The organism is Xanthomonas sp. WHRI 6108 (genome assembly GCF_040202385.2).
In the GTDB taxonomy this organism is placed as follows: domain Bacteria; phylum Pseudomonadota; class Gammaproteobacteria; order Xanthomonadales; family Xanthomonadaceae; genus Xanthomonas; species Xanthomonas arboricola.
Genome location: NZ_CP168198.1, coordinates 143,282 through 157,734, shown reverse-complemented (window position 1 = coordinate 157,734; position 14,453 = coordinate 143,282). Strand labels below are relative to the sequence as shown.

The 14,453-nt window shown below is 59.8% G+C and carries 10 protein-coding genes and 1 pseudogene; all 11 read right to left on the bottom strand.

Going from position 1 to position 14,453, the window contains the following annotated elements; all coding sequences use genetic code 11:
• Positions 1-71: 71 nt before the first annotated feature.
• Positions 72-806: an RNA polymerase sigma factor gene (locus ABQ039_RS00640; RefSeq protein ID WP_260297361.1), complete on the bottom strand. Its 735-nt coding sequence runs from the start codon at positions 804-806 to the stop codon at positions 72-74.
• Positions 807-860: 54 nt separating this feature from the next.
• Positions 861-1,214 (bottom strand): SymE family type I addiction module toxin, encoded by a 354-nt coding sequence (locus ABQ039_RS00635; protein WP_054590732.1) that lies wholly within the window; start codon positions 1,212-1,214, stop codon positions 861-863.
• A 391-nt stretch (positions 1,215-1,605) separates the two neighbouring features.
• A complete protein-coding gene (locus tag ABQ039_RS00630; RefSeq protein WP_184609724.1) occupies positions 1,606-2,145 on the bottom strand; it encodes a hypothetical protein in 540 nt (179 codons plus the stop codon).
• A 59-nt stretch (positions 2,146-2,204) separates the two neighbouring features.
• Entirely contained in the window at positions 2,205-2,654 is a 450-nt protein-coding gene (locus ABQ039_RS00625; RefSeq protein ID WP_184609722.1) for a hypothetical protein, read from the bottom strand.
• 529 nt (positions 2,655-3,183) lie between these two features.
• Positions 3,184-4,617: a hypothetical protein gene (locus tag ABQ039_RS00620; protein WP_349778269.1), complete on the bottom strand. Its 1,434-nt coding sequence runs from the start codon at positions 4,615-4,617 to the stop codon at positions 3,184-3,186.
• Positions 4,614-5,512: pseudogene (locus ABQ039_RS00615) on the bottom strand (S-4TM family putative pore-forming effector). The gene ABQ039_RS00620 and the pseudogene ABQ039_RS00615 overlap by 4 nt, the downstream one beginning before the upstream one ends.
• A gap of 1,614 nt (positions 5,513-7,126) precedes the next feature.
• On the bottom strand, positions 7,127-7,822 hold the full coding sequence (locus ABQ039_RS00610; RefSeq protein WP_349778270.1) for a hypothetical protein: 696 nt from the start codon (positions 7,820-7,822) through the stop codon (positions 7,127-7,129).
• A gap of 57 nt (positions 7,823-7,879) precedes the next feature.
• Positions 7,880-8,464: a hypothetical protein gene (locus ABQ039_RS00605; RefSeq protein WP_184609711.1), complete on the bottom strand. Its 585-nt coding sequence runs from the start codon at positions 8,462-8,464 to the stop codon at positions 7,880-7,882.
• A gap of 85 nt (positions 8,465-8,549) precedes the next feature.
• Positions 8,550-12,353 carry a LamG-like jellyroll fold domain-containing protein gene (locus tag ABQ039_RS00600; RefSeq protein ID WP_374057876.1) on the bottom strand — a complete coding sequence of 1,268 codons (3,804 nt, stop codon included), beginning with the start codon at positions 12,351-12,353 and terminating at the stop codon, positions 8,550-8,552.
• A gap of 88 nt (positions 12,354-12,441) precedes the next feature.
• Positions 12,442-13,470: a pectate lyase gene (gene pelA, locus ABQ039_RS00595; RefSeq protein ID WP_228911842.1), complete on the bottom strand. Its 1,029-nt coding sequence runs from the start codon at positions 13,468-13,470 to the stop codon at positions 12,442-12,444.
• Positions 13,470-14,447, bottom strand: a complete 978-nt coding sequence (locus ABQ039_RS00590) for a pectinesterase family protein (RefSeq protein ID WP_349778272.1) — start codon at positions 14,445-14,447, stop codon at positions 13,470-13,472. Before ABQ039_RS00590 ends, pelA begins: the two co-directional genes overlap by 1 nt.
• Positions 14,448-14,453: the final 6 nt, after the last annotated feature.

Here is a 14,453-nt window from a genome sequence, read left to right as displayed (position 1 = left end):
CCGCAGCTAAAAATCGTCGTTATCATCTCGCGCAGAAATTGTCTTCGTCAAGCCTTATTGATCGGCTTCAACTACAAAGCATTCCTGCACGCAGCCAGTGCGCGGCTAATGTGCTTTTCCGCCATCTTGATCGAGATGTCCATGGCTGCGGCCACTTGCGGGTAGGTGAGGCCGTCGATGCGGTTGAGGATAAAGGCCTGGCGGCATCTGGGCGGCAGTGCGGGCAGCGTGTGGGTGTGCAGGTGTTGCAGGATGCGGCGGGCGTCGGCGATCTGATCGACGTGGGCGCCGTCTGCGGCCAGTTGTGCGATCAGATCCAGTGCGACGTGGGCGTTGGCATGGCGGCGGTGGCGCGTGCGCCAATGCTCCAGCACCACGTTGTGCGCGATGCGGTACATCAGCAGTGCGTAGTCGCCGATGTCGGGCGCGTCGCGGTAGGCCAGCAGGCGGAGTAGCGTTTCCTGGGTGAGGTCGTTGGCCGTGTCGGGGTCACGCAGGCGCCGGCGCATGTAGGCGAGCAGGTCGGCATGCAATAGGCCAATGGCCTGGTCGAAACGCGCCCTGCCCGCTGCCGGCTCCTCGCGTACGCGCCAACGCGTGGTGTGGCGTGTGCGGGTGTAGCCGCCCATAGATGCGGCGCACGGATGTACGACGTACGGCATGCTTGTAGTGGCGGTTGTGCCTGAGGCGCTGCGTCGATGCCAGGCGGTGCAGATGTTGGTCGCGCGTTCGACCGGCAGCTGCATCCATTTGCTGCCGAAGCGCTGGTAGCTGCCGAAGGTGCCGGCCAGGGTGTCATTCACCATGCGAGTTCTCCAACTGCGGGGTGCACGCGCGGAGCGCGGGGTGCGGCGGGTTGGTCACTCTGCAGGTGCTACGGTGACGACCAGCTCGCCATTGCGCATGCGGATGTGGAGTTTGCTGCCGATGGTAAAGCCGAGTTGTTCCAGCCAGCGGCCGCGTAGGCGTAACGTGGGGATGCGTTGGTGGCTGTCGGGGTAGTAGCCGTAGCCGACGGTGCAGTGTTGCGGGGCACGCGGGTGGCCTGGGCGGCGCGGCTTGTTGGGATCGGGGCGGGGCTCGGGGATGGGGGTGCGCTCGAGGTAGGGCCGCGGCGGGATCGAGGGATCGAGCGAGTGCCAGCCGATCTCGGTGGGCGGTGGCACCGTGGCGCGCTTGCGTGCTGGCTTGGGACTGGACGTGGGTCGACGCATGGCAAAGCCCTCCTTGACGAACAGGCACCGCCGCCGGGTGGCGACGGGATGTCGGGAGGTTAGAAACCGCTAAGAGTCGGCGGGCGTATTTCCCCGAAGGGTGTTGTATTAGCCGCCCTCCCGACGCAGGCATCGCATCGGTTGCGCCCGCAAGACGCTGCAGGCACAAAAAACCCACCGGTTTGACGGAGGTGGGTACCGCTCTTAGAGGAGTTTCTACGCTCCTTATGGTAGAGATTGCTGCGGGTTGGTTGGGATGTCAACTGCTTGGGATGGGAATGCGCTAATAAGGATGCAATAGTGCCAACCTGACACTGCCGCACGCGGAAGATATCTCTGAGCCGTTACTTGCCGGCTTATCTCAAGAAGTGCCACCCGTTTCTGCATTTTTTCACGATTCAACGCCTGCCGAGGCGAGTGCTGACAGCACTTGAGGCCTCCATTCTTGTGGCCGAAAGCCGAATGAGGAAGGGTGAGGGACGTAAAAGAAAGTGGCTTTTGTCTTGATTTCTGGCAAATTCTGCTTGAGCGCTTTTCCTAGTACAAGAACGAAGGTTGGCTGCAGCTCTTGTATGACTAGCGGAAATACTGTTGAAGCAAACTTCCACATTGTAGGAGTAGGACGCGTTCGAGCAGTTTTACTTGGAAAGCATTGGATATAATTACAAAATGCAACGCGATCCCAGAAATTGGATCGCTCTGACTGAGTGAGCGGAACGCCGGATTCGCGCTCCAAGAAAATTTTTGCGGTCTTCGTGAAAAAACTGTGGCCGTGCTTAGCTTTGGCCATGCCTTCGATGCACTCGACTGTGAAAGAAGGAGATTCATCTTCTGGCATGCCGTAGTGCGACTCGCCAAGTATGAGAATGCGATGGCCGCTAAAGCCGAGCACTTGGTAGTTCGGGCCAATCCATGGACGGAATAACAGCATTTCGAACGTAACCCCTGTGTTAAACCAAGCCGCCAAGCGGCGTCGACTTGATGAAATTTCTAGCTCACTGGCTTGCGGAGCTGCACTGGCCAGGCGCCTTGACCGTTGCCGCCCTTGAAGAACACTCGACCATTTGGCTGGATGGATGAAACCACAAACTCCTGCTCAAAGGATCGAAGCTCCCCTTCTTGCTCGAACTGAGTGACGCGAACGACGTGATCTCCGGGCTGAAGTTTGAGAGTAGCAATCGCATCTTGGTTATTGGCGAAGAGCGCCTCACCAATCTTGGCACTTGCGACGCGCTTGGTATCAGAGGTTACATCTTGTCCGAGCGCAAAGGCGAACGCTATTTGGCGCTCGCTGGATGGTTCGGATGGCTCATAACCAATCGCGGCAGCTACTCTGTCTAACAAGCGTGACGCAGCCACGTCGAATGTGTCGGTAGCCACATTGACACCGAGCAACTGGGCAAGGTGTTCTTGATCTTGGGATGGGCCAGATGGCTTCATATCTGCGGACTAGACCCAGGTAAAATTGATGGAATTATTTTCAAGATCAACCTGCCTCGTTCGTCACTTATTTGATATTTAGAATTTCACTCTACTCATTATCTCTTTTCTTAGCTGGTCGATTTATCTCAAGAAGTGAACCTGACCCTGAGGCTCGGGGAAAAAGGCCGTCAAGACGTCAGATGCCGCCAAGGGCAAGGGCAAGGGCAAGGGCAAGGGCAGGGTAATTAGTGCAGCGCGATGAAGGCAATCGATGGCGAAGCACCGAACTCCACGTAACCAGGCTCAGGTTGACTCCTTAAGTTAACCTGACCCCCCGCCTTATCGTGCAGCGCATCGATCAATTCGCCGCAGCCCACAACGTTGACTGCCAGCCTTTCAAGTGGACCGCCACCGCTGATTCAATTCTCAAAAAGCTTCATTGACTTTGCTCACGTATTAGCGCGACAGCACACTAGCCGAACAATGCAGCAATCGCAGCCCACGTCGTCGATGCGGCATCTGGCGGAGAACCCCGGCATCGCCTTTGTCACTCGATCACGACATAGAAAGGGTCTGACTTCCCGTACAGGCGATTGCTACTCTTGCCGATCAAGAAGGCTTCCACGAAATGCACGCCACGATATGCTAGGTCCTCTTCGCGCGAGAAACCTGATTCACTGGGATAGAAATTGCCGCGCAACGAGTTTGCCTCGTAAGCGGCCTGGTCTGTATTTGTCACGCGCCACACCACCTTGAACGACGAATCGAACGGCACACCAGCAGCATTGGAAGCCGTAAAGCGGATTGAACGCCCCCTCTGCAGCGTTTGCAGCGAAGCAACCCCGCCCAGCCGTACGCCCTTCTGCTCGGTCAAGAGCTCCGCGGACACGTTGACGCGATACGACTGCGACGCGGTACGCCACTTGGGGCGCCGAATATAAGGAAGCCGGGTTATGCGCTCTGGGAGTGCTACACGGCCGAGCTCGATGACACGCTGAACAAGATCCTTGAACTGGCCCGCGACCACCAGCGCTTCGCCCTTAGACACGCTCTCACTGAGCCTCGCAGCCTCCTTAGCCTCGCCAGCTGCAAAACTGTCGCCAAAGACGCGCTGCCACTTGCCGATCGACTCATCGCGATCCTCCTCGGCAAAGGCTTCGTCGATCCACGTGCGGTAGAGGTTGATTTTATCGCGGAAGTTTGCGTATTTTGTTTGGTCCCAGACGCAACTTTGGATGTCAGACGGCATCACTGGATTTCGGATGATTGGGACACTGGGGTACGCCTGTAGGTAGTCATCCAGTCGGCCCATCAGGGTCTTCAGGCAGGTTGGCGTGTCCGCAAAAAACGCCGTGTCCTTGTCCAAGTCATAGATGTGCATGCCCACAAGCGTCGTGAACAAGAAGGACGGGCAGGTAAAGTTGGTCTTGATGTCGCGCAGGTATTTCAGCAGCCGCGTGACTTTCTTGAGGTCGTTGCCTCCTGCCACGCCATTCCTACCAACAACCCAGTCTGTGTAGTCGAGCGCTGCGGTCGTTTCAAACTCGTTGGTGCTCCGATTGCACACTTCATAGGCATTCGACCACAACCGACCGTTGACGCACGGCGCGATGTCGATGCGTCGCTCTCCCACGTACTCGATGGTCACGCAGTGTGAAGAACGATGAACTTTGTCTTTGTAAGTGCTGTGGACATCAAACAAGGCTCCCAGCTTGTTGACATAATCCTTAGCTTCCCAGCCTTCGACTGGTTCAACGATCACCAGCAGGTCGGCGTCGAACACGCCGCCTGTCTGCGGTTTGATGATTGTGCCGTGGGCCCATGAACCATGGGCCTTGAAGTTCAAGATCTTAGGTTCCCAGTTCGAGGCCTTGATCGCATTCTTAACCGCTTCAACGCTGGAGCCTAGTTGGCTCACCCGTGTGTCGTTAAGGTTGACCTCACCGCTGAGGAAGGTCTTGAACTGATCCACCAGCTTCATGCCTTGCCTCCCTCTCCCAGTGCCTTCTCGGCTTTGCGCACGAGATCCTCGGCCGCGTGGCGAGCCTCATCCTCATTCGCTGACCTGAATATGGAATAGACCCAGTCGAAAACCAGCGAGCTGCGCTCGCGGTGCTGGTAAATAGCGTCCTGCAGGGACCTCGCTTCGACCATGAGGTCCGCAGCATCAGCACCACCAAGGGCCTTGGTCCAGATCTTATTCCACTCGCCATGGAGGTTGGTTAGCGAAATCGCAGCGTTAACCTGCTGCATGCGCTCACGCAACGCCCACGTCAACACGGGCAGAAACGGCACCACCAAAGTCATGATGAGATCGGGGAACTGCAACCCCTTGTACAAGCCAGCGTAAAGCAGTGCCACGCCGAACAAAATAGTGAGCGTCAGCAGCCAGCCGCCGTAGCGGCGTCTGAGTCGCGCGTCATAGCTGATGTTTGTGCGCTGGCCGATCAGCCGACTTCGTACCAAGCATGGAAGTGCGCCTCGCGCTTCTTTGAGAGCGGCTTGGCCGACAGCCTGCGCACATCTTCATACTCCACTGGAGCGCCTGTCACGAAGCGGTTCCAAGGGAGTTCGAAGACATTTGTGTCGAACTGCTCCTGCAACTTTGCGCCGCGCTTGAGCCGGTCCTTTTGGATCCTGTCAAACAGCGCCGTCTCCATGACTAACAATATCAAGCTGGCCAAAGCCAAATAGGGCCGGATCTCCGGGAACTGAGGGCCAACCCAGAGCCCGATGACCGGCAAGAGGATCGACACCAGGACCAAAGAGCCCTGAGTGACCTTGGCAGCACGGTAGCTACGATGGCGGGCTCGCAGCAGGCCCCGGTTTTCATCCGATGCCTGCCGCTTCGGAATATCGTTTCGAATGCTTTTCATGGCCCTCCCTGGGCATGTTTTTTGTTTTGCAACGCCTCTGCCGACATCGCTTGCAGGAAAAGGGGTCAGGTTGACTTATTAATTGCACCTGCCCCCGTTCTTTACAGATAGCTCGCGAGCATGGTCAAGCTCTATTGTGTTCCATTGTCTGACATAGCAGCGTACATCCGAAACAAGCTCTCGCCATACTCATCAGCGCCTTGCCACCGCTTTCCATCAGATTGGCGAGGACCAGACCAGCAAGGCTTGCTACTTCTCATTAATATCTCCAGCTAGCATATGTTTGAGCTGCCACCAGGTGTTGTGATTCCTAACGCCTGAATTAAGCCGCGCCGCGAAGCTGCGTCGGCTTGAATTAATTTTTAAAAGGGGGGCTAGCTATCCCTCCAAAATGACGCAGCCTTTGCTAGCAGCACCTATGCGCACGAGATCATCAGTGGTGCGATGGGTAAGGCCGGTGAACGTAATTCTTGATCCTTTGCCACTGGCAGCCGCAGCAATACGAACAAGATCATCGGTTGTTCTATGAGTTGCAGTAAGAGTGAAGCCGCCCCCAGCAGCCGCGATACGGACTAAGTCGTTTGTAGTTCTGTGCTCGAAGCTCATCTCTACTCCCTTTTCTAGCGCTGGAATTATGCCGAGTTGCGAAGCAACGTCGGCATGAATGAGTTGTTAGGCAATGAGTGGCCGCAGAAGTTGGATGTTGCAACCTTGCTCCCCAGCACAGCCGCCTGCACCGAGTGTGCCACAGGTTGTGGGGTGGAGCTTGCCCAGCGATGCCGAGACGCGTGATGCAAACGAAGTCAAGTGCAATGAGCGCAGCACGGCAAAAATTTGCAAAGGTAAAGCATTGAACTTACCGTCACGAGCAGCGGTGATGACTGCTACCCGGAGCCGACCGCGTGCGTGCAGCCAACTCATCGAAGCTACAACCACCAATACCTTTGCTCCACCACAGCCTGACGTTTGACTTAAGCGGCTGGCCGTAGGCCAGTCCGCTTGAAGGAAAGGTTAGGTATCGCCCCACATGTAGCCCGTGAAACTCCCTGAGTCAACTACTTCAAGCACCTGCAGTTGTGTGTAGCTCAGTCCAAACCAGCCGTCGTACTTTATGGTGATGGAGATCGTTGCACGGGTCTTCCAGAAGCCAGTGTTTCCGGCCTGTGTAGTTCCGAAAGAGCAGGATGTTCTATCGCCGTTGTGCAAGATCTTGATCCTCGGAGTAGCCGAGAAGCATGCGAGCCATCTCGTCTTGTTTTCCGTTGTCGCGCTATCCCCAAACGCTGCTACTAGCGTCGATTCATCAACACTCATTGCGATGTTCTTTGCCGGAATGGTGCCAGAGTTCAATAGGACTAGGTTGTATGCAATCGCTTGATTGTCCGCCTTGTGTGTTCGGATTGAAGCAGTCACTATGGGTCGGAATTGCCGTCGCCAGAATCTGATGGACGCTCCGAAGGTTAGAAGCGAGACAAGAAGGGCAACGAAGGCGATGAGAGTGTCGGCGGTCATGTTCATGATTTTGCGCGCGCAACGAAGCGCCGATAGTTTTCCTGTGATGCATAACGCCTGAATTAAGCCGAGCCGCAAAGCGGCTTCGGCTTTAATGAATTGTTAAATGCCAGCGAGCTGCGCCTCAAGAGCTGCATCATTGGCTCGTAGCCACTCCTCTAGCTGCTCTAGCTGCTGGGGCCAAATGTCATTGTACTCATGCTCGAAGACCGCGAAAACGAATGCAGCTGCGGGCTCTTGCTGCATGCCGAAGAACTGGAGCCAATTATTTAAAAAACGCGTCTCGTACTTGTCCGGATCTGTTGAAGAATAACCATACAGCACGCCATCGTAGTTGGGGTGTGCGCTCTCGCTGAGCTTTTGATGCATCTCGGCGAGCCCAGGATGGGCTTTATCAGCTTGCGCCAGCACTGTAATTATATTGATGGCAGAAAATGGAGTTGTTTCATTTTTTGAGCCCATCAGCAGTTTCTTTGTAATCTCTTCGAAGTCAAAGAATGAGAGATTTCCAACCAGGACCCCCTTGGTCTTTTGGTTTACATATATAAGAACCCCCAGTGTTTCTATTGCACTGCGGAGAAGAATACGCGCACCAAGTATGTGTTTGTGCTCGGCTAGAAGAAGCGTTTGCTGCCCGAGGTCATGCATGCGCCACAGCAATGCTTCTCGAACCACGATGCTTCGATAAGGTGCTTTCCACTTATGCGCAACCGGGCAGCGAGCAATAAGGCCTCCAATACTAACGTCCTGGCATAGTGATTGAGCCCACCGCTCTAACTGTTTGCGAGGTTTTTCCATGGCAGCCAACGTCTGAATTGAGCCGACCCGCGAAGTGGGTTCGGCATGAATTAATTGTTATGCGCCGAACTTCTTTGAGAAGACGACTAAAGCGAATCCGACAAGGATCCCGAACACCGAAAGAACGGCGCGCTCGACTGAAGGGCATGCAAAGAATACGATTGAGACAGACCAACCCAGCAAGAACAGAGTTGAGCCAAGGTTATCAGCGATGTCAGCTACGTACTCTGCAGCGTGCTGGAATCTCCTTGGCGATTTTTGAAAAATTGCAGTGATGTACAAGAGGGCAACGGTGGTGGCAGCCGCAAGAACAGGAATAATGGAGTTGCCATTCTCTGAGGCCGTAAGCAAGAACTCTTTCATGCCGCCAATGATGCTGGGCGAGAAGCAAGCAGTTACAAGACCAGTTAAACCCCAGAATATGATTAGAAGCATTAACTTGCCGCCTACCTCACCCGCAAGCTGCTTTCCAGTGAAGCCCATGGTGATATCCCCTCGGGGTATAACTAATATTGAACCGCCTAAGCGCGGTATAACGTGATCTTCGCCGACTGCCTGACTACGGTCAATCGCTAGACGCGTTTTAAGCTCATCACTTTTCAACTGCGCCTCTGCTTTTAACGCTAATTGCTTGGACCGCATCTTTGCGGGCTCATCCTGTTGCGCAGGGCTACCTGCGTCCCAACGCCAGGATCTAGAAGTCTGCACTTGGGCTCGTCGCTTTCTTTCACGGTATCGCCAGCGTGTTGTTGCGTTGAGTCACCTCAGCAACCTCACCTTCCGTCACCAGCTGCAACCGCGCATCCTTCCCAGCGCTGACACCCTGCACCGCCAACCGCACCACCGCTGTTCTCGGCACAAAATCCCGCGGAGCCTCCAACGCCGGAAATCTCGCTCTTGTCAGCTCCTTGCCACGCGCATCTTCCAACACCACAAACCCGGCCGGTGCATCGGCATGCCCGAGGCTATGCACGGTCACTTCGATCGCATCTGCAGTCACGCGCACATCGCCATGACCAATCCCCAGGTCCGGGCGCAGTTCGACCGGGGTGGTGGCTGCGATGCGTTCGAGCTGCAGGACGGTGGTGCGGCCTGCGGGGAAGTCGATGTCGATGGCCGCGCTTTTTTCGAAAGCGACCTCTTGCGTTTTGGCGTTGCTGTCGAGCTTGCCGTCATTGCCTTTGCTCACGCCCTGGGTGATGCGCCACTGGCCCGGGGCGACGTTCCAGCCGGTCATGCTGGCGCGCTGAGGTTTACTGGAGGTGTTGTAGGCAATGACGGTGAAGCGGTCTTGCCGGGGTGCGGGGATGGCGATGGCGACCTGTGTCGCCGCTTCTGGATCGGCGAAGCGCCAGCTCACGGTGTGGCCGGGGTAGGTCTGGTTACGCTTGAGCGCCACGCCGCCAAGGCGTGCGCGTTGCAGGTTGACCGTGGGGGATTCCACGCGGTCGCTCCACCAGTGGCCTTCGGTGTTCATGTAAAAGTTCTGCAGTTTCTCCCGCGCCTCGCTGCGGTAAATGGCGGCGAGATACTCGAGATTGCCGGTTTGCTCCCAGGCCACGTGATGCGGGAAGTCCGGGGCGCTGCCGTCGTCCTTGTTTGCGGCATCGATGAGCTTGCCGCTCCAGTCGCTGCGCTTGCCCATGACATCGAGAAAGTTTTCGTTGAGCAGGGAGAGGCCGTTGGGGCCGCTGTTGGCGACGCGGTAGTCGATGGGCTTGAGATAACGCGCATCGCCGGTGAAGCGGTAGGCGGCCCAGAAGGTGTGCAAGGTGTCGGCGCCGCCGCTGCCTTCGAACAGTTCGCCGCCGCGGGTTTTGCCGGTTTGCCAGTTGATCTCGTTGGGTAGCGCCCAGTTGCCCTTGGCGTTGGTGTAGGCGTGGGCGAGGTAGCCGTCTGCCAGGCCGGTGACGATGCGGCGGCTGTTGGGGTCGGCGTTATAGCCGCCCAGCAGGATGGCCGGGTGCACGATGGGGAAGGAGTACGGTTTTTGCCATTGCCAGTTGGGCTCGCGGTAGACCTTGCGGCCGCCGAACCAGTTGCTGGCAAACAGCAGGTGGCCTTGCGGGTTGACCTGGATGATGGTGTCGAAGGCTTTGACCGTTTCCATCAGGCGCTCGACGGTGCGCGGGTCGCCCCAGTTGAGGTACAGCAAGGCGCTGTTGAGGTTGATGCCCTCCTCGTACGAATGCAGCTCGTCGGTTTCGATGGTGGACAGGCCGTTGGTGAACATGCCGTTGCGGTAGTTGGCATCGGACAGCGCCAGCATGGAGGCGTTGAGCATGTCCGGGTCCACACCCATCAGGGCGACGCCGGGCCATTGCTGCACCAGGTCCGAGTCGTCGGAGATGCCGCCGCCGAAATCGCCGTAGGCCACCTGGCGCTGCTCGATCCACCAGCGGATGTAGCGGCGGGTGGCGCTGAGGTCTTGCAGTTGCCAGAACGCCCAGGCGGGAACGCCCTTGGGCACGGCGGGCAGTTCGACAGGCAGCGCGCCCTGGTTGGCGTAGCTGATGTCGTTCCAGTACTGGCGGCCGAGGGCGTGGTCCGGGTCGACGCGCAGCAGGTCGGTGATGTCGGCGTCCAGGCGCTTGTAGAGCAGCTGGCGCTTGGAGGTGGTGTGTTCTTCCACCAGGAAGCCCCAGTTGTCCTTGACCTGGTTGAAGCGGTCGGCGACGTGCTCGGCGATGGCCTCGGCGCGCGGCTTGAACACCAACTGCAGCTGGGTGCCGTCGAGTGCGTTGGCATCGAAGCCGGTCGCGGCGGCGGCGATGCTGAGCATCAGGCTGTCGTTGCTGAGGATTCTGTCGCGCAGGTCCAGCCACAGCGTACGGGCCTGGCCGGGGATGACCGCGACCGAGACATCGAGCATGTCGCGTGCGGGCCAGATGGGGTCCTTGATGCGGATGTTGAGCGGGATGCTGCCGTTGTGGGTGGCCGGCAGGTTGAGTGCCGGCAGGGTGATGGCGATGCCGTCCAGGCCGTCGTGCATGTTCTCCCAGCCGTAGGACCAGCTGCGCATCAGCGCCTGGTCCGGCGGCGGGTCGCCCAGGCTGGAGGGCACCAGGATGTGCACGATGGGTTGCTGCGCGCTTGCTGCGGCCTTGTCGCTGGGGCGCTTGCGCGCCGGTGCCTTGGTGGGCAGCGCGATGACGGTCTGGCGCTCGCCTGGCGGATAGCGGCCGGCGATGACATCGCGCAGCGGTGCGAGGTTGTCGTAGTCGGGCTGGATGTCGCTGCGCACGGTGTAGCTGAGTTGCGCGCTGCCCTTGGGCACCTCGCCTGGCTGCACGTTGTAGGCCCAGATTTCCTGGATGGGGGTTTCCTGCGCGGTGTTTGCAAAGCGCAGCGTGCCGCCGCGGCGCTCGGGGAACTGGTCCACGCTGCGCACGACGCCCTGGCTGCGTGCGAACAGCGGCTGCGCCTGTGCGTTGGGCGCGGCGTAGCTGGCCTGGCCGTAGGCGGCGCCGCGCAGCTCGATGCGGTTGAAGGCCTCGTCCGGCAGGGTGAGGTCCAGCGCCTTGCCACCTTCGACATAGGTGTTCCAGTCCGGCAGCTGGAAGTAGTCGTCGCGCCCGGGCAGGCGCGAGCGGTTATAGACGCCGGGCCAGGTGGTTTCGGCGATGCCGTCGGTGGCCTTCCACATCCATTGCTTGAGGTCGCGCGCGTCGGCGAACTCCACCTTGCGGATGCGGGTGACCGGTGCGCTCAGCAGTGGCGGTGCGTGGCCGTTGTCCCAGCCGTAACGGTGCAGGAAGGCGGCGTGTTGCGATGCCGGTGTGGCCGACTCGGCGGTGGCGGGCTCCTGCAGGCGTGCGAGTGCGGCGGCGCCGCTGGCGTCGAGCATGCGGTCGTAGATGCGGATCTCGTCGAAGTCGCTGCCGCGCAAAAAGTTGTAGCGGCTCTGCACCTGGTGCGGCGACATCACGCGGCCGGCCAGGCCGAACTGGTCCAGCGCGGCGTCGAAGTCGAGCGCGCCGCCGTTGGCACAGGGCGCACCGCAGTCCACGCGTGCGGCTTCCTTACCGTCCACGTACAGGCGCACGCCGCGGGTTTCGTCCCAGGCAAACGCAATGTGGGTCCAGTCGCTGGCGGCCGGGTTCTTTTCGAGCTTGAAGGAGACGCGGGTGCGCGCGAGGTTGGCGTCGGTGACGAAGGCATCGAAGCCGTGGCCGTTCCAGTCGATGCGCAGCCAGGCCATGTCCCAGCTGGTGTGGTCGGCATAGCCGACGCGGAAGATCACGAATGGCGCCTCGCCCACGGGGTAGCGCGCGCGCCAGAAGAAGCTCAGCGTGCCGCGCTGGGTGTAGAGGTTGCCGGGCGCATTCCACGACAGCACGCCGTCGTCGGCCCATTCGATGGCATTGCCACGCTTGCCGGTGGGCACCAGCGTGATCTTGTCGCGGAAGTTTGGCACGCCGTCGCCGCGGGCCACATCGGCCTGCAGGTCGCGGTCGGCCGACACCCGGAACAACAGCTCCGGCGCGGTGGTGGTGGCCGCGCTCACCGGCAGCGCGATCAGGCACAGCATTCCCAACAAGAACTTCGACACGCTCACCTCGTCAATTCCAAAACGTAAAACAGCCACCGCGCGCTTGCACGCGGTGGCGACGACGCACTTACAGACCGTTGGCGGTGCGCCACTTGGGAATGTCGTCCTTCAACAGCTTGTCCGGCCAGGTGCCGTGCCAGGCATAACCGACGCGGCGCTCGTTGGGCACCTGCATGTACTCGGTCAAGGCCTTGCCGTCGCGGTTGGCATAGAGCGGGCGTTGATTCTGCAGGTCGTAGAAGCGTGCCCATAGTGACGCACCCGGTTGCGCGACGAGGATCACGTCCTGGCCGGTTTCCTGGGTGGGGTCGTCGATCTTCTTGGTGGCCAGGTCGCGCATGCGGTGGGTGTCGAACCAGCGTGCAGCGGCCTCGACCGATGTCTTGATCTGTGCGGACGGGGTGGGCTGGCGCATCAGAAAGCGCACGATGCTGACCGACTCGCTGGAGGCCAGCGAGGCCAGCTCATACGCACGTGCCTTGGCCGGCTTGAGCGTGACCTCGTCGTATTGCGCACCCCAGATGGTGAGCGTGCCGCCGATCTTGACCTGGGTGGCGAGTACGCATTCCAGCCCCTTGGTCACCGCCTGGCGCGCGCGTGCGCCGTGGCTGGCACGCAGCAGCGCGCCGGTGTCGCCCTTGCCCTCGCTGATGTCCTGCAGCAGGTTGAGCACGCGCACCATCGCATCGTCGTTGTAGGTGATCTGGTGATGGTAGGACGACAGGTCCGGGTAGAACTGCGGCCAGCCGCCGTTGGCGTATTGCGCGGTGAGCAGATAGTCCACGCCGCGCTTGGCGGCGGCCACGTACTTGGCGTTCTTCTCGGTCTTGTAGAGCGTGGAGAGGTAGCCGATCTCGTAGGTAGTGGCCTTGTTGTCGATGGTGGCGTCGTCCTTGCGCCCGGGTTGCTGCAGCTCGGCGATTTCCGCAGCGGTAAAGGTGCGGTTGTAGTCGACGGCAACGCCCTTGTACTGCTTGGACCAGCCGCCGGAGGCGGTCTGCAGCAGCAACATGTTGTCGGCGATCTTGTCGGCCAGTGCGGACAGCGGTGCCAGCAGCAGCGCAGTGGCGAGGGCGAAGGTGGTGAGCTTGCGCATCAGAACGGCCTCCAGCTGCCGAGGATGGTGTTGCGGTCCAGCGCGGCGGCCTGCGCAGCAGTGAGCTGGCGCGACCACTTCACGCGGCGCGACGGGTTGGCGCCGGCGCCGCTGCTCTGGTATTCGCTGTAGCGGGCGGTGGCCTCGTTGGCGGCGTTGCCCCAGTTGTTCCAGCCCTCGGGCAGGATGTGCGCACCGAGCTGGCTGCCGATGAAGCTGACGCTGGCATACGGCCGCCACGGCCGGCCCAGGAACACGCGGCTCACGCCGCTGGCAGCGGTGACACGCGCATTGCGGAACACGAAGCCGCGTGCGCTCTCCTGCGGGGTGGAGGCGGCAGTGAGATAGCCATCGCCCAGCGAGTGCAGCTGCACGTTTTCGAACAGCGCGGTGCCGGCACCGAACACGAAATCCACGGTGCCTTCGACATAGCAGTCGAGAAAGTAGGACAGCTTGGCGCCGCGCAGGTACAGCGTGTCCTGGTAGCCGAGGAAACGCACGTTGCGGAACGCGGCGCGGTCGCCATCCACACGCACCGCCACCGCCTGCCCGACCGGGCCGGCGTGATTGCCGAAGCTCAGTTGCTCGGCAGTGAAGTCGTTGCCGGCGATGATGACGCTGGACGAGCCGGAGGTGCCGTACTCGGTGCCGGTGGCCGGATTGATGCGTGAGGCGTAGTTGTCGTAGGTGATGACGGTCTGGGTGGCGCCGGCACCGGTGAGCTTGAGCGCCGGTGCGTTGGACGGCACCACGATCAGTTCCTGGTAGGTGCCGGCGCCGATGTTGATCTGCGCGCGCTTGCCGCCCTGCACGGCGGCATCGATGGCGGCCTGCACGGTGCGGTAGCCGGCGCTGCCCTGCTTGGCCACGGTGTAGACCGGGTCGGCGGCAATGGCGGCGTTGCTGCACAGGCCTGCCACGGCCACCAACGCGGTGGCGGCCAACTGACGTAAGACGGTTCTGCGATGCACTTGCATGTCGCT